The sequence below is a fragment of the Sediminihaliea albiluteola genome, from assembly GCF_014077625.1.
Lineage (GTDB): Bacteria > Pseudomonadota > Gammaproteobacteria > Pseudomonadales > Halieaceae > Sediminihaliea > Sediminihaliea albiluteola.
Genome location: NZ_JACFXU010000017.1, coordinates 88,200 through 104,210, shown reverse-complemented (window position 1 = coordinate 104,210; position 16,011 = coordinate 88,200). Strand labels below are relative to the sequence as shown.

General features: G+C 53.9%; 16 protein-coding genes and 1 tRNA gene. 11 read left to right on the top strand and 6 right to left on the bottom strand.

Annotation, left to right across the window (positions count from 1 at the left end):
• Window positions 1-30: 30 nt before the first annotated feature.
• Together mutY and H2508_RS12235 are read left to right on the top strand one after the other, a co-directional pair.
• Window positions 31-1,086 carry an A/G-specific adenine glycosylase gene (gene mutY / locus H2508_RS12240; RefSeq protein WP_182174083.1) on the top strand — a complete coding sequence of 352 codons (1,056 nt, stop codon included), beginning with the start codon at window positions 31-33 and terminating at the stop codon, window positions 1,084-1,086.
• A gap of 16 nt (window positions 1,087-1,102) precedes the next feature.
• Complete coding sequence (locus H2508_RS12235; RefSeq protein ID WP_182174080.1) at window positions 1,103-1,375, top strand: oxidative damage protection protein; 273 nt, start codon at window positions 1,103-1,105, stop codon at window positions 1,373-1,375.
• Window positions 1,376-1,389: 14 nt separating this feature from the next.
• Here the strand turns inward: H2508_RS12235 and H2508_RS12230 are convergent, their stop codons facing one another.
• Window positions 1,390-2,664: an NAD(P)/FAD-dependent oxidoreductase gene (locus H2508_RS12230; RefSeq protein WP_182174077.1), complete on the bottom strand. Its 1,275-nt coding sequence runs from the start codon at window positions 2,662-2,664 to the stop codon at window positions 1,390-1,392.
• Window positions 2,665-2,765: 101 nt separating this feature from the next.
• Between H2508_RS12230 and H2508_RS12225 the strand changes: the two genes are divergently transcribed.
• From H2508_RS12225 to H2508_RS12195, 7 genes are all read left to right on the top strand, one after another.
• Window positions 2,766-3,734 (top strand): 4-hydroxyproline epimerase, encoded by a 969-nt coding sequence (locus tag H2508_RS12225; protein WP_182174074.1) that lies wholly within the window; start codon window positions 2,766-2,768, stop codon window positions 3,732-3,734.
• 66 nt (window positions 3,735-3,800) lie between these two features.
• Window positions 3,801-3,876 (top strand) — tRNA-Phe (locus H2508_RS12220).
• A gap of 327 nt (window positions 3,877-4,203) precedes the next feature.
• Window positions 4,204-4,959: a hypothetical protein gene (locus tag H2508_RS12215; RefSeq protein ID WP_182174071.1), complete on the top strand. Its 756-nt coding sequence runs from the start codon at window positions 4,204-4,206 to the stop codon at window positions 4,957-4,959.
• Window positions 4,960-5,455: 496 nt separating this feature from the next.
• Window positions 5,456-6,814 (top strand): KamA family radical SAM protein, encoded by a 1,359-nt coding sequence (locus H2508_RS12210; RefSeq protein ID WP_220463764.1) that lies wholly within the window; start codon window positions 5,456-5,458, stop codon window positions 6,812-6,814.
• Between the two features lie 343 nt (window positions 6,815-7,157).
• Window positions 7,158-8,042 carry an MOSC domain-containing protein gene (locus tag H2508_RS12205; protein WP_182174068.1) on the top strand — a complete coding sequence of 295 codons (885 nt, stop codon included), beginning with the start codon at window positions 7,158-7,160 and terminating at the stop codon, window positions 8,040-8,042.
• Window positions 8,043-8,057: 15 nt separating this feature from the next.
• The gene (locus H2508_RS12200; RefSeq protein WP_182174065.1) at window positions 8,058-8,330 is read left to right on the top strand and encodes a TMEM165/GDT1 family protein; all 273 of its coding nucleotides are present in this window, start codon (window positions 8,058-8,060) and stop codon (window positions 8,328-8,330) included.
• A 16-nt stretch (window positions 8,331-8,346) separates the two neighbouring features.
• Complete coding sequence (locus tag H2508_RS12195; protein WP_182174061.1) at window positions 8,347-8,832, top strand: GNAT family N-acetyltransferase; 486 nt, start codon at window positions 8,347-8,349, stop codon at window positions 8,830-8,832.
• A 5-nt stretch (window positions 8,833-8,837) separates the two neighbouring features.
• Here H2508_RS12195 and H2508_RS12190 read toward each other — a convergent pair whose 3' ends face one another.
• From H2508_RS12190 to rdgC, 5 genes are all read right to left on the bottom strand, one after another.
• Window positions 8,838-9,053: a DUF1653 domain-containing protein gene (locus H2508_RS12190; RefSeq protein ID WP_182174058.1), complete on the bottom strand. Its 216-nt coding sequence runs from the start codon at window positions 9,051-9,053 to the stop codon at window positions 8,838-8,840.
• A gap of 79 nt (window positions 9,054-9,132) precedes the next feature.
• Window positions 9,133-9,480, bottom strand: a complete 348-nt coding sequence (locus H2508_RS12185) for a hypothetical protein (protein ID WP_182174055.1) — start codon at window positions 9,478-9,480, stop codon at window positions 9,133-9,135.
• Between the two features lie 63 nt (window positions 9,481-9,543).
• On the bottom strand, window positions 9,544-11,739 hold the full coding sequence (gene selD, locus H2508_RS12180) for a selenide, water dikinase SelD (RefSeq protein ID WP_182174052.1): 2,196 nt from the start codon (window positions 11,737-11,739) through the stop codon (window positions 9,544-9,546).
• Between the two features lie 2 nt (window positions 11,740-11,741).
• Window positions 11,742-12,836, bottom strand: coding sequence for a tRNA 2-selenouridine(34) synthase MnmH (gene mnmH, locus H2508_RS12175; RefSeq protein WP_182174049.1), 1,095 nt, complete (start codon window positions 12,834-12,836; stop codon window positions 11,742-11,744).
• A gap of 8 nt (window positions 12,837-12,844) precedes the next feature.
• Window positions 12,845-13,750 carry a recombination-associated protein RdgC gene (gene rdgC, locus H2508_RS12170; protein WP_182174046.1) on the bottom strand — a complete coding sequence of 302 codons (906 nt, stop codon included), beginning with the start codon at window positions 13,748-13,750 and terminating at the stop codon, window positions 12,845-12,847.
• 241 nt (window positions 13,751-13,991) lie between these two features.
• On the opposite strand from rdgC, the gene H2508_RS12165 reads away from it, so the two are divergent.
• Both H2508_RS12165 and H2508_RS12160 read left to right on the top strand, forming a co-directional pair.
• A complete protein-coding gene (locus tag H2508_RS12165) occupies window positions 13,992-15,482 on the top strand; it encodes an FAD-dependent oxidoreductase (RefSeq protein WP_182174044.1) in 1,491 nt (496 codons plus the stop codon).
• 87 nt (window positions 15,483-15,569) lie between these two features.
• On the top strand, window positions 15,570-16,010 hold the full coding sequence (locus H2508_RS12160; RefSeq protein WP_182174041.1) for a VOC family protein: 441 nt from the start codon (window positions 15,570-15,572) through the stop codon (window positions 16,008-16,010).
• Window position 16,011 lies beyond the last annotated feature (1 nt).

Below are 16,011 nucleotides of genomic sequence, written 5' to 3'. Positions count from 1 at the left end.
GGTGAGCGCCACTTTATAGAGCCTACACCTATGTCGCTTCCAGATTTCGCCACGCGCCTGCTTCGCTGGTTCGACCAGCACGGCCGAAAAGACCTACCGTGGCAGCAAGATATACAGCCTTACCGCGTATGGGTATCTGAAATCATGCTGCAGCAAACTCAGGTCAAAACGGTTATCCCTTATTTTGAGCGCTTCATGTCGAGCTTCCCCGATGTGCAATCATTAGCTGCAGCGCCAGTGGATGAAGTGCTGCACCTTTGGACAGGTCTAGGTTACTACGCTCGCGCTCGCAATCTACATCGGGCAGCCATCGCCATCTGCCAGCAGCACCATGCTGAGTTTCCTCAAGATCTCGAGGCCCTGCAGAATTTACCGGGTATCGGCCGCTCTACCGCTGGAGCAATCCTCAGCATCGCCTTCCAGCAGCGCGCGGTGATTCTCGATGGTAACGTCAAGCGAGTTCTGTCTCGTCATCGCCAAATAGCTGGCTGGCCCGGACTCAGTGCGACGCAACGTGAGCTTTGGGAGCTGGCCGATCAATACACCCCTTCAGTCCGTAACGCCGACTACAGCCAAGCCATCATGGATTTAGGCGCAACCCTGTGCAGCCGCAGCCAACCGCAGTGTCATGTTTGCCCAGTCAGTGAAGATTGCCTGGCGAGAGCCGAAGGTCGCCAAGCTGAGTTTCCAGCCAAGAAACCGCGTAAAACCATGCCAGTTCGCAACACGGCCATGCTTATCGCCATTGCCTCTAGCGCTGAGGTTTATCTTGAACAGCGCCCGGGCACTGGCATTTGGGGCGGACTGTGGTGCTTTCCGGAATTAGAAAGCAGTGAACAAGCAGCCCAGCGCTGTCTGGAACTCTGGGGCCTCAGTCCTAAGTTGATAGAACCGCAAGCAAGCTTTCGGCACACTTTTAGTCACTTTCATCTCGACATTACGCCTGTGCTCGCTTATTTGCCAAGCACGCCGCAAGGCGTCATGGCCAGTGACCGGCAGCTCTGGTATAACAGGCTCAGTCCACCTCGGGTGGGTCTTGCAGCCCCTGTCGCCAAACTTCTGCGCGACCTCGAAGACCTCAACTAAGATCAGGAAGCAAAGCATGAGCCGTACTATTTTCTGCAAAAAATACCAGAAGGAAATGGAGGCACTGGACGCCCCACCTTATCCCGGACCTAAGGGTGAGGAAATTGCCGCTACAGTCTCCAAGCAAGCTTGGCAGGACTGGCAAGCACACCAGACAATGCTGATTAACGAGAAGCACCTGAACCTGCTGGACCCGGAAACGCGAAAATACTTACAACAGGAAATGGATAAATTTTTCGCCGGTGAAGATTACGATCGCGCCGAGGGTTACGTACCACCTGCTGAGTAAGCCCTAGTTTATTATTAAGCAGTGCAGCGAAGGCTGCGCGCGCCGCGAAAACGCTCAATACGGTAAGGTCCCAAATCGATAGCCGGTGCCCGACCTGCCACTAGGTCGGCAATCAATTCGGCGGTAGTTGCAGCCTGCGTTAGCCCCAAGTGCTGATGACCAAAAGCAAACAACAAACGAGGCTCGGCTGCCGCAGTGCCTATTACCGGCAAAGAGTCAGGTAGGGAGGGTCGCATGCCCATCCAGCGTGTGGCCTTAGCACGATGTAAACCCGGCAGCAGCGTAGCAGCGTGCTCAAACAAAACCTCTGAGCGACCATAATCCGGTGGAGCATCTAGGCCAACCAGCTCCACCGTCCCGGCCAAGCGCAAGCCCTCTTCCATCGGCGTCATCACAAACGAGCGCTCATGAGAAGTCACTGGCCGCGACAGCTGTAGACCGGGCTCTGGCAGCATCAGGTGATAGCCCCGTTCGGTATCTAAAGGCAGCTCAAGGCCCAAACTACGCAGCAAGCTACCCGACCATACCCCCGCCGCTAGCACCACGCGTTTTGCCAGTATCGCGCCACTTTCTGTCAGGACAGCGATGCCCTCGTTTTGTGGCCTTAGCGCGATAACTTCCAGCTGCTGCAACTGGCCTCCGGCAGCACAAAAACTCCGCGCCAAGGACTGCGTCAGACGCAGGGGGTTCACAGTGTGTGCGGTATCTGGAAAATAAAGCCCCCCAGCCACAGCATTGCCGAGCGCTGGCTCCAGCTCTCTCACAGCAGCTGCACTGAGCGCTTCGACATTGACGCCGTAGTCCCGCAGCAGAGCCACTGTACTTTGGTGCTTCAGCTTGGCCTGGGCTGACTCATAAACCGTAAGCGCACCGCGCTGTACCATCAACGAACGCAGATCGGTCCGCGCTAATAAGCTTTCATAGCTAGCGATAGAACGGCTATTGAGAGCTCGCAGCGCCTGTGCCGATGCTTTCGCCTGGGCCGGCAATGCCGCCATGGCAAATCGCGCCAGCCACGGCAGCATCTGCGGTAAATAAGACCAGCGCAGAGATAAAGGGCCACGCTTATCAAGCAGCATCTTAGGTAATGCAGCTATAGTTTGTAAGTTTGCCAAGGGCAGCACCACATCCGTGGCAAAGTGGCCGGCATTGCCACTGGAGCATGCCTCACCGGGCCCTGCGCGATCCAACAGCAAGATCTGCCCACCCTCATACTGCAAGCGCTCGGCAATGGCGACGCCAACCACTCCCGCGCCTACCACCACTGTATCCATTGACTTGATATTCACTCTACCCGCTCTCTCAGCACAGGATGCCGCAATTAAAGTGCCAGTTTGCCATACTGCGCCTAGGGATTTATTGTGCGCAACCACAAACTGAGCGACTAGCAATGCAAAGCAGCCATCACAACAGCAAGCCCCTTCGAGTCATCGACTCTCACACCGCTGGTGAAGTAACACGCCTGGTAGTCTCCGGCGGACCGGCGCTGGGCCAAGGCAGCATGTCTGAACGTCTACAGCGACTCAAAAACGATCACGACTGGCTGCGCCGCGCCCTTTTGAATGAGCCCCGCGGTTCTGAGGTTATGGTCGGCGCCCTCCTCTGTGAGCCACAGGACCCAGCCAACACGGCCGGGGTGATTTTCTTTAACAATGTGGGCTATCTCGGTATGTGTGGTCACGGCACTATTGGCCTGCTGGCCTCACTGGCTTATTTGCAGCAAATCGAAGCGGGCGAGCAACGCATTGAAACCCCAGTTGGGACAGTACACTGCACCTTACATGATCGTCACAAAGTCAGTGTCAATAACGTGGATAGCTATCGTTACCGCGAAGCAGTAGCGCTCGAAGTACCAGGGCACGGCCTAATTCACGGTGATATCGCCTGGGGTGGCAACTGGTTTTTCCTTGTATCCGATCACGGTCAGAGGCTCGCCCCCAGCAACACCGACAGTTTGACGCAGTTTGCCAGCGCGGTGCGCCAAAGCTTGGCCAGAGCGGGTATCACCGGTGACGATGGCGCTGAAATCGACCACATTGAACTGTTCGGCCCACCCTACAGCTCCGAGCAGGCCGATAGCTGCAGCTTTGTACTCTGCCCCGGCAATGCCTACGATCGCTCGCCCTGCGGCACCGGCACCAGTGCCAAGCTAGCCTGCCTACAAGCTTCCGGCGAATTGCAGGCCGGCCAAGTCTGGCGTCAGCAGAGCATTATCGGCAGCGTTTTTGAAGGCTCCTTCCAGCTCGCTGATCAGGACAAGATCAGCCCCACTATTACTGGTACTGCCTATGTCAACGGCGAACTCACGCTGATCATGGAAGAGGACGACCCCTTCAAGTACGGAATACCCACAGACTAAGCACGAAGGGCTTGACTCCAATCCTGTCTAAAGGTTTAATACCGCCCCTTCGCACATAGCGTATTTGCCCGGATAGCTCAGTCGGTAGAGCAGGGGATTGAAAATCCCCGTGTCGGCAGTTCGATTCTGTCTCCGGGCACCATTTTCCAGCAAAGATCTAGCTGAGCTCCTAGCTCCAGCACTTCCTAAAAAACACACCATGCAGCCTCGTATTGTGTGTTTTCAGCTTCCCAACAGCACAACTCAATACCACCATTCAAAACATGCTAAGTGACTAATGAGTGGCTTGCTACTGTATTGTTTAAAGTTCTACAGCCCCCTAAAAAACATAAAAAACATAAAAAACACTGCCATATCCGGCCATTTAACCCAAACTTCGCCTAAATTACTGAATTATGCCAAACTGACACACAGCTCAGGATCAAATCCTGTCACGATAAATATGAATAAATGGAGGGTAGTCGAGCACATGTCAGCCCATTTAAAGCAGTCCCAAAACACCCCAGCAAAAGCATCTAGATCCCCGCAGTTAATTCGGCGCCGCCGTTACTTGCCATGGACAGCGAGCCTCCTTACTGCGGCCGTATTAGGCCTATCGGCCTGTAGTAGCGACGTCGACAATGACCAGCCTAAAACTAAAACAGCCCAAGCCAGTAGTGAGCTGGCTAAAAAAGCCTCTAAAGAACCTTTAAAAGTCCCAAAAATGAGCGCAGAGGATGGCTGGGTAACACTACATGAGCTGGAAATCCCTGAGGCGGGCACTGCAGTCATGACCATTGATGGCAGCCGCTATGACCTTGAAATCCAATGCAGCGACCCCGGCATTGTCAATGCCGATGAAGACGTCGGACTAAGCAACGTATTATTCTCTATAAAAATTAACGGTGACTTCAAACACGCCGATGGCCGACCCGGTTACATCAACCTTGCCCGGTGGGTAAGCAAAGAGCCTGAAAGCTTCTATCCTTATCCAGGACAGGATGGCGCTTTCTTACAGGTAGTAATCAACGCAAAAGAAGAAGGCCTGGCCTGGAGCTCCTTCGCGGGAGGCCCTAACGACTCTGATCCTAGGGGTGAATCACTGCCCTTATTGCACGCCCAGCCCGATGGCTCATTTACTGTCGACTTAGAAATCAAAAAAATGATGTTCCATAAAGGCGCTCTAGAGGGCCCACTCACCTTAGCGGGCCGCTGCCCTGAACCCTGGGGCAAGCCTGATCAATAGCAGCCCTACTACTAAAGCAAGTGTGAGGCGAGCCTACTAGCACTCTAATGGCTTCGCCTCACAAGCATCAGTAGCACCATTCCCTAAAACATAAACCTGATCTGAAAGCGTGATGGCAGCAACTACTTTGCTAGCACTATTTAAGCTCGCCTAGTGAAGTCCTGCTGCGCTTTCACAGTGTGAAATATAGTACTTAAAGCCCTAAAAAAAGCCGCCATACAACATCGCGATAAACCTTAGGTTATCGCCGAAGATAGGCGGCAATCATGTTGTTATTGACGATTTTTTATTCAGATTTTAGATTTTTCACTGAATTTCGAGTAAAGTTAAAAACACAGCACCTGCTGCCCTTGATTGTAGGGGGCAGCCACAGCCGCGCTTTAAGCTCGGTATTTTCGGCCCAGTAAGACACACCAAGGGCCGGCAGAACGCAGCTTTAGCTGCCCATCAACGCGCCCTAGGCGTGGAAACTCACTAGCCAATTGGACGGAGCACGATGCCGACGACGCAGCGTATTATTTCTATTGATCAAAACCGCAACACCTCAACTGAGGGCAAGCATTTCCCTGCCCAGCGCTTCAAGGTCTATACAGCGCGACAGCTGGAACAAATCCCCCAACTGGCACAGCTAGACGAGCAGCTGCGCTTTGAAATGAAAGTGGTGGCTAGCGTACTGCCATTTCGAGTTAACGAGTACGTTATTGAGCAGCTGATCGACTGGAACAATATTCCTGCAGACCCAATTTTCCAACTGGTTTTCCCCCAGCGCGAGATGTTAGACCCAGAGGCCTTCGAGCGGGTCGCAAAGGCATTGCAGCAAGAGTTACCCCGCGCCGAGTTTGACGCCATCGTCGCGGATATTCGCGCTGACCTAAACCCGCACCCTGCTGGTCAGCTGGAGCACAACATCCCCACCGTCAACGGCGAGCGCATCAACGGCATACAACATAAGTATCGCGAGACGGTGTTGTTCTTCCCCTCTTCGGGCCAGGTTTGCCACAGTTACTGCACCTTCTGCTTCCGCTGGGCACAGTTTGTCGGCGATAAAGATCTCAAAATTGCCGCCAGAGAATCCGGTGACTTACAGGCGTATTTACGTGAACACCCGGAGGTCACTGACGTACTGGTAACCGGCGGCGACCCAATGGTGATGAAGACCCGGAACCTACGCGCCTACCTCGAGCCTTTACTGAGCGAAGAATTTGCCCATATACGCACCATTCGCATTGGCACCAAAGCACTCACTTTCTGGCCACAACGCTTTGTCAGTGACGCTGATGCCGATGAACTGCTGGACTTGTTCACTGAAATTCAGGCTGCCGGCAAGCACTTAGCCATAATGGCCCACTACAACCACTGGCGCGAACTAGAGCCGGCAATTGCCCGCGAAGCCATCCGCCGAGTACGCGAAACTGGTGCACAGATTCGCGCCCAGGGGCCCCTACTGGCTCATATCAATGACGATGCAGAGGTCTGGGCGCGCCTATGGCAGAGCCAGGTGGAACTGGGAATAGTGCCCTATTACATGTTTGTAGAGCGAGACACCGGCGCACGGCGCTATTTCGAAGTACCGCTGGTTCGTGCTTGGGAGATCTATCGCGAGGCCATGCAGCGCGTCTCTGGGATTGCCCGCACAGCACGTGGGCCCAGTATGAGCTCACACCCCGGCAAGGTAGAAGTGCAAGGCGTGACCGAGGTCAATGGCGAAAAAGTCTTAGCCCTACGGATGATTCAAGGTCGCGACGCCGACTGGGTACAACGACCATTTTTCGCTCGCTATAACCCGGAAGCCACATGGCTCGATCACTTGGAGCCGGCCTTCGGCGAGCAGCGCTTTTTCTTCGATGATGAATAGACTTAGCTTTCCTTACTAGTCAAAAGCTCCTAGTTGCACGCCGCCCTCAGCCTGGGGGCGGCGACACTTTTGCCCAAAAAAATCTCCTATAAGTTACAGTTTCGGCGTTCCAGAGCCAGCCCTGAGGCTCTCAGCTTAGACTCTCTCACAACCGCCGTGGCAAGCGATCCAAAAATAAAGCTCAGGCTCCATTGAAGCTGTTTTATAAAGCCCAGATAGCCCATAAGCCACGCTGCAGTTATAGTGTTCGCCATCAGAATTTGCAGCCCTTAATCTAGTAGCTCCCATCAGCTAGGCTCAAGAGCGGGCTGCAGATAAATCTTTATTGTTAAGTGGTGAAACTATGCGTGCAGTAGCTCGGGTAAAAGAAATTTGGCGATACCCAGTCAAAAGTATGGGCGGCGAGTCGCTGTCGTCCTGCTTACTCACAGAGCAAGGGTTTGTCGGTGACCGTTTGTGGGCGGTCACAGACGGCGATGGCGATATAAAAAGTGCTCGCCAATGGCCCAAGCTGCTTGAGATGGTCGCCCAGTATAAAGACTCTAGCCCCAACTCTAGGAAAGTTTATTCTGCCAATGTTCCTGATGTGCTCGTGCTGATTCCCGGGGGCTCGACTGTTAGCACCAGAACAGCAGAGACCAATACCAGGCTATCAGACTATGTCGGAAAGACTTGTAGACTAGAACCGCTCCGCTCACCTAGCGACACCAGTTTTTATAGACCCAAAAAAGATCGTGACCTATCAACTCTGAGTGTAGAGCTCGACCAGCTAGAAGACGAAGCGGAGCTAGATTTTTCACAAACTCCGCAGGAGATGTTCGAGCTTTTATCGCAGTATATGACGCCGCCTGGCACTTACTACGACTCATTTCCCATGCATCTACTTAGCTCCAATACTCTGGCTTATCTAGAATCGGAAGCAGGTATCAATGCCAACGTACGACGCTTTCGCCCCAACGTTTTACTCGAGTTTTTTGACAGCGATAGCCCCAGCGCAGAATTTAATCTGATCGGTAAGACAGTTCGCCTGGGTGAGGCAACTATTTCGCCGCAGGCAAAAACAATCCGCTGCAGTATTCCTTCTAGACCTCAGCCTTTAATGAACATAGATGCAGAACCCAAAATGACACGGGCCATGGTAGACCTGATGCAGCGACATATTGGGGTTTACTCCAATATAATTACGCCGGGAAAAGTATCCGTTGGCGATGAAGTTTGGCTTAACTAATAGGGAAAAATTTACATGGACTGGAAAATATTTGCCACCATCTTTGCTGCGGTTTTTATTGCCGAGCTCGGCGATAAAACTCAATTGGCCACTATGCTTTTCGCGGCCGATAAAGAGGTCAGTCGCTGGACCGTTTTTCTGGCCGCCTCGGCGGCACTCGTTGTTGCCTCTGCTATCGGCGTTGTGGCTGGTAGCTTACTCTCAGCCTATATCAACGAAACAGTATTATCTTATATCGCCGGCATTGGTTTTATAGTGATCGGTGTCTATACGCTTTACCAAGCCTGAACGGAGCACTCACTAAATGTCAGAATTCAACATCCGCCCAGCTAGGCCAGAGGACAGCGCTCTCATCCTACACTTTGTCCGTGAACTGGCAGAGTACGAGAAAGCTCTACACGAAGTTAAGGCCACTGAAGCAGATTTTGAACGCGCATTATTTGCCGCAGATGCTAAGGCACACTGTGTGATTTGTGACTTAGATGAAGAGCCTGTCGGCATGGCGCTATATTTTTACAACTACTCGACTTGGACGGGCAAGTACGGCTTATACCTAGAGGATTTATACATCGCGCCACAGTATCGCGGCAACGGCGCCGGCAAGGCCTTGTTAAAGCACCTAGCGCGTATAGCAATAGAGCAGGACTGCAGTCGCTATGAGTGGAATGTACTGAACTGGAACGAACCGGCTATTAAGTTCTATGAATCCTTCGGCGCCAAAGCGCAAAGCGAGTGGGTCGGCTACCGGCTTTGTGGCCAAGCGCTGAGTGATTTTGCCAACAGCGACTAGAGGGCTTAACTCTCGGCTATATAAACAAAGCGTGGACGGCGCTCGCCGTCCACTTCAAGATCTTCCACAAACATCGACAGAGGCCTAACCCACAGCTCTTGATCGCCATAACAGGGACGGTAAACCACCAGTAGCTCCTCCGTTTCAGAGTGGCGTGCCACCCCCGTTACTAAATAATCATTGCCTTTGTAGTGGCGGTAGCGTCCTGGTTTCAAAGTCATAAAATTAATGCTCGTATCGATAGGCGAAAATTTGCTGCGCTGATAATGCGCTGTAGCGTAGCTCTATATTCACTCGCTTTTAGTCATCCACTTTAAAGTGCATGTGATGCAAAATGCGGTGAATGATCGGAGCCACTAATGTCACGATGGCCACGAAAAATATCGTTTCAATGAATAGGCTATAGGCTGCACTGAAAATGTGTCCTGCATTCGTTTCCAAGGGCTCCGGTGGCACTAGGCCGCCCAGCAAAGAAATCGCATTGATAAAGGCGCGCTCCCATGACATATCGCCCATCAGAAAGTAACCGATGACACCGGGCACTAGGCCAAGGATTAACAGCACAGTGGCAAGCAGAAGGTAGCGCAGCATCCGCTTAAAAAACTGAGGCCATGCTATGACCTCTTCCCCAACACGCTCAAATTTCATTGCCTGTCGCTCCTTAATGGCTCACTGTAACTAATATCGCTAGTGATTAAGGCCCCACCGTTCTCAGCGAGCTTCGTTAAGCCGCCCAACTTTGCCGATCACACTGGCGTCGGCGTACCCCGCTGCTCGCAAGGCGCCCAGCAACTCCTCAGTGCGCTCAGCAGCGATGCCCAGCAATAGCCCGCCGCTAGTTTGCGGATCGTAGAGCGGAACCATCTCAGCACTATCCACTGCAGCAGTAGGCCAGCCAAAAGCCAAAGCACTTTTGCGATTAGGCTCGTGCATAGTGCTGCGAATACCCTCAGAAAAAGCTGCCGAGGCGCCAGCTATCAGCGGGATTTCAGCAGGCTCCAACAGTAGCCTTTGATCTGGGGCTAACATTTCCAATGCATGACAAAGCAAGCCAAAACCGGTCACATCGGTCGCTGCACTGGCCTTATACTCTACAGCCAGACGCGCGGCAGCAAAGTTAGACTGCAACATCACTGCAATGGCCGCCTCAATGTCACTGCCCTTAGCCTGCTGCTGCATTTGTGCGGCAAACAATACCCCTGTGCCGAGGGGCTTTGTCAGCACCAAGCTATCACCCAGCTGCAAACCGCGCTTAGGCAATATTTGCCCAGTAGCTAGGGCTACTCCGTTCACCACAAAACCCAAGCCTAGCTCTGAACCCTGCAAGCTATGCCCACCCAGCAAAGCGCAGTCCACCGCAGCGAACTCTTCCAGCGCACCGGCTAGCATCTGCCGCAAGTCACGGCGCTGCAGGGCCGGCGCGGCAAAAGGCAGGGTCACGGCAGCCAGTGCCGATACCGGGCGTAAACCGCTGGCATATAAATCACTCAGTGCATGATTGGCGGCAATGCGTCCCATCAGCCAAGGGTCGCTGACTAATTCTCGCAGAATATCTAAGCTCTGCATCACCACGGCGCCACTGGCATTAGGGATAGGCGCCACATCATCTGCAGCTCCCTCTGCTGGACAATGCGCGGGGTACTGTTGACGCAACTTGCCTAGCGCCCAAGCCAAATCATCAGCTGCGATTTTGGCTCCACAGCCCCCGCAAGGCATCTGCTCTTTGGCATGATCTAGCTCTGGCAAACTGCCGAACTCGCGCTGAGGCATGGCACTGGGCAAGTCCTGAAAACGCTGCATAAACTTGCGGTCAATACGATCTTTCCAACGCCACACCCATGCTCCGCTGACACTGAAGGGCCCCCGATCTGCCGTAGCCTCACGCTCACCCAAGGCTAATATAGATAAAAACTGCTGTTGGGGGCGATGCTCTCGCAAAGGCTGGCCCAGCAGGTAGCGGCGCAGGTTATTAGCCAAGACCGGGCCCTGTCGCACCGCAAACACGCCCGCTCTGGGCCGCGGGTAATCCTGCTGTATCGCCACATCGCCAGCGGCAAATACTGTGTCGAAACCCTGTACTTGCAAGGTATTGCGCAGCAAAAGAAAGCCGCGCTCATCGCTTGGTAAAGCACTTTCAGCGAGCCAGGGTGCCGCCGACGCGCCTGTGCACCAGAAGATCTCGTCAAAGCCTCCCAGCGAGCTTCCATCAAAGTGTAAAGTCCCTGCTTCGAGGGCTTGCACTCGAGCAGCACAGTGCACTGTCACGCCATATTCGGCTAAAGCCTTTAACACCTCCCGGCGCGCCCGAGGGTTATAACCGGGCAATAACTCTTGTGCTGCACTAACTAAGGTGAAACTAACCGGCTCTCTCCGCAGGCTATAAGCCATAGCTAAAATGACTTCGACACTGCCAGCGCCGCCACCGACGACAGCTAATTGCTGCCGGCGACCGGGTTCATTAGCCAACCGCCTGCGCAGCTCACACCAGCGCTGCCACAAGCCCGATACCGGCTTAACCGCAACAGAGTGAGCTCGCGCGCCAGGCACACTATCGAGCTCAGGTTGCGAACCGATATCCAAACTCAACAGGTCATAACCCAGCGCTGGACGCTGCTCTAAATACAGCGCTTGTTCGTCGACATCCAGTGCGCAAGCACGATCCCGAATAAAGCGCGCACCGGCCCAATAACACAAGCGCTCCAGATCAATGTGGCTCTGCTCAAAACTGTAGTGGCCGGCAATAAGCCCCGGCAGCATGCCGGAATATGGGGTGTAAGCGTCGGGAGAAATCAGCGTGATCCGCAAACCCGCCAAGGGCCGCATTGCTAACATTCGCAAAGCGATGACGTGAGCGTGGCCACCACCGACTAACAGCAGGTCGCGTTGGGCAGGAGCTTTAGCCTGCATACTCAGAGCTCCTCACTCGCCCAAGCAATCACTTCGGCGCGACTGCCGCGAAACAAAACGCCGCCCTCTCGCTGGCCAAGTTGATACTCGTACATAGGATCGTAATAATTTTCCAATAAACTGCTGACCCAGTTTCGGTGTAGGTGGCACTCGCCGCTGCGCCATTGCTCATCAAAGGCCGCTTCCATCATCGCCGCAATAGTCTGTTGGCGAGCACCACCTAAACGCTTGCGGATGCGCAGTAAATCAGCCTGTAGTTTCTCCCGATGCCGCTGGGGACCATCTTGGCCATAGAGCTCAGCATAGCGTCGCCCCAAGTCCAAGACATAATCAGCCACGATAACAGTCACTCGCGCATCCAGTGGCTCATCCACCTGCACCACAGGAGCCGCGGCCATAGCATCGCGCAAGGACTGTGGCAGATGCACGCTGCCGATCATACGGCCCTCATCTTCGAGGTAGATCGGCGCATCACTAGCAGCTAGCTGCTTGAGCAGATCAATACTGAGCGCATTTTCGAAATTAATCTGACTTGGCTGACCCTGTGGTAACTGACCAAAAGAGGAGCCTCTATGACCAGCTCGCCCCTCAAGATCCACACTGCGTGACAATGCTTCGATAACGCGCGTTTTACCACTGCCGGTAGGACCGCAGATGAGACGCAGCTCTGCACTTGCCAGAGACTGCTCTAAACTCTCTAGTAAAAAGCGTCGCATAGCTTTGTAGCCGCCATGCACCCGCGGATAATGCAGCCCAGCTTCTGCCAACCAGCTCTGCACAGTGGCCGAGCGCAGCCCCCCTCTAAAGCAGTACAGATAGCCTTCGGGATTGCTTTGAACAAAAGTTTGCCAAGCTGCCATGCGCTGCTCCCGCGATTGACCGGATACCAGCTTATGCCCCAACTCAAGCGCCGCTGCTTGGCCGCGCTGCTTGTAGCAAGTGCCAACTTGGGCTCGCTCTTCATCTGTCATTAAAGGCAGATTAATTGACGAGGCAAAAGCGCCTTGCGCAAATTCACCCGGCGAGCGCAGATCCAGCATTGGGACATCGCCTAAAAATAGCGCGCGAAAGTTCTCCGTATCGGGCCGCTTCGGCATACTGAGTTTTACTCTGCCTCACCACCGAACAAGGCCATCACCCGCTCCTGCAGAGCACTGATGGCTTCAGACATCAGAGTAAAGTCCGCGTCTAGGCGCGCAGCTTGGTCGGCTTCGGGCAGGTCTTCATTTTCTTTCATCAATTCATCTGAAAACTTCAGGCGCCGCAGACAAAGGTCTTCAGCGATGACCAAGGACAAGCGCTCTTCCCATTGCAAAGCTAATCGCGCCACCTGCTTACCCGCATTCAGGTGGGCCTCGACCTCCTCACCCAGTAAATCAACACCGCGACAGCGCACCACCCCACCCTCATCACCGGGCTCGCGCAGCTCGCACTCTTCACCTAGAGTAAAGTCGGCAGGCAAATTTTGGTGGACCAGCCAAGCACTCATCGTAGCCATAGGGGCACTATTCACTTGGGGCAAAACGACTGGGAAGCTGCCGATACACTCGCGCAATAAGTTAAGCAACTCTTCGGCACGACTCGCAGTGGCAGCATCGACAAACACCCAGCTACTGCGTGTATCGATATAGGCATAGGTACTATTGCTGCGGCTGAAGGCCCTAGGCAGACAATCTTGAACGATTTCATCTTTTAAGGTCAGGCGCTCTTTGCGGTACACCTTACGCCCTTGCTCTGCCTCGATGGCCTCAACCTTCTCATCCAACAGCTCGCGCACCACCGTAGAAGGCAGGATTTTCTCCTCACGCTTCAAACGCAGTAAATAGCGTCCATTCACGGCATGGACCAGCGCCGCGGTACCATCACCCAAGGCTGGCACCCAGCCCAAGGATAAGGGCTGTGCTGGGCTGCAGGGCTGAAACTCTCGCTCTGCCAGTTGCTGTTCCAGCTTTTCAGCGGATAGATCAAAAGGGCTAGTCAAACGATAAGCCCGGAGGTTCTTAAACCACATAAACTACTCACTCATGTAAAAGGCAGCGATTGTAACGCAGCGACTCGCTCTTGCGGTGTATTCGCTTGGAAGCTTTTGTTTAGCCTTACAATCTGCAGCGATAACTTGTATAAAGTTTGACCTGTTGTCGGAAATATTCACTACGCGTACAACATGTTGAGCCCGTCATATGCCGCCTGCATTGCCACCGCGGCTTCTGCTGGGTTTAATCATTGTTAACTATTTTTTGAGGATTTACACCATGGCCGCTCCTAGTAAAACCAACCCCAGCAAAGCCCGTCGCAGTAGTGATGTGGCACAATGGGACCTGGAAACCGATGTCGCAATCGTGGGCTTCGGTGGAGCCGGTGGCTGCGCCGCCATTGAGGCCGCAGATGCCGGTGCCGATGTGCGTATTTTTGAATTAGCCAGTGCTAGCGGTGGCTCCACCGCGCTGTCGAGTGCGGAAATTTACATGGGTGGCAGTGGCGGCACCCGTGTCCAAAAGGCCACCGGCTTTGAAGATGATACCGAAGACATGTATCAGTTCATGATGGCCTGCGCTGGCCCCCAAGCTGACGCTGAAAAAATTCGTCTTTACTGCGAACGCAGTGTAGAGCACTTCAATTGGTTAGTAGACATCGGCGTACCCTTCAAAGATAGCTTTCATGAAGAACGCGCCATTATGTGTCTCACTGATGACGGCCTGCTGTACACCGGAAACGAAAAGGCCTGGCCTTTCTCCGAGCAGGCCAAGCCCTGCCCTCGCGGCCACAACCTCTACATCGAAGGGGATAACGGCGGCCCGCTATTCATGAAGATCGTCACCGAAAATGTTGAAAAGCGAGAGCGCATCACGGTCCACTATGAAACTCGCGCCCTAACCCTGATTCAAAACGATGCCGGCGAAATTGAAGGCATAGTCATTCGCGAAAACCAAAAAGAGCTCAATGTGCGCGCCCGCAAAGGCGTTATTCTCTGTGCCGGCGGCTTCGTAATGAACCGGGAAATGGTCGCTAAATACGCGCCCAAACTGACCATGGGCACCGAGCCAATCGGCAACCCCGGCGACACAGGCAGCGGCATTCAGATGGGTATGTCTGTCGGTGGAGCAGCGATAAACATGCACGAAGGCTTCATCAGCTTGCCTTTTTATCCCCCCGCCAGCATGACCTTTGGCATCGCTATAAACGATAAGGGGCAGCGCTTCATCAATGAAGACGTATACCACGGTCGCTTGGGCGACTTTGTATTGCGCCAGCCTTCTGAGCGTATCTATATGATCTTAACGGTTGAACAGTACGGCGACTATGAAAGCGTTAGCTACTTGGGCGCCCCTGTAGCAGGCACCGGCGATACCGTGGAAGAGCTAGAGCAAGAGCTCGGCCTGCGCGCCGGCTCACTGGTACACACTCTGGCCACCTACAACGAAGACTGTGCTGCTGGCCAAGACAGCCTATTCCACAAAGCACCGGAGTGGCTGCAGGCTATTGAGCCGCCACTGGTGGCATTGGACCTAACCCCTGGCCGCGGCGCTTTCGTACCGCACTTCACCTTGGGTGGACTGGACACATTGCCTACTGGAGAGGTTGTTAACTTGCAGCGCGAAACTATCCCCGGCCTTTATGCTGCCGGTCGCACCGCCTGTGGTATTGTGCGCCGAGCTGAGGGCTATGCCAGTGGTATGTCAGTGGGCGATGCCACCTTCTCCGGCCGCTTAGCGGGTTTACAAGCGGCTAAGCGCGAAGCTTAGAGCTCAAGCATCACTATCCGGCGGGCTTGTCAGCCCGCCCTTACACTTCTACCATAGGCTTCTCATTCCCTCAGACAGTGAGATTCCATGAGATACCTGCACACTATGGTGCGCGCCCGCGACCTCGACGAAAGTCTCGATTTTTATTGCAATAAACTTGGTCTTGTAGAGTGCAAGCGCTACGAAAGCGAAGCCGGCAGATTTACTCTGGTGTACCTAGCAGCTCCAGAAGACCTAGATCAGGCTAAACAAAGTGAAAGCCCTCTGCTGGAAATTACTTGGAACTGGGACCCAGAAAGCTACACCGGAGGCCGCAATTTTGGCCACCTAGCCTATCTTGTGAAGGATATCTACGCCAGCTGCCAGAAATTGATGGACGCTGGAGTGACTATCAATCGGCCACCCCGGGACGGCCACATGGCCTTTGTGCGCTCCCCCGATGGCATTTCCATTGAACTGCTTCAGGAAGGCGAAGCCCTGCCACCACAGGAGCCTTGGCTATCAATGGAAAACACCGGTAGCTGGTAGG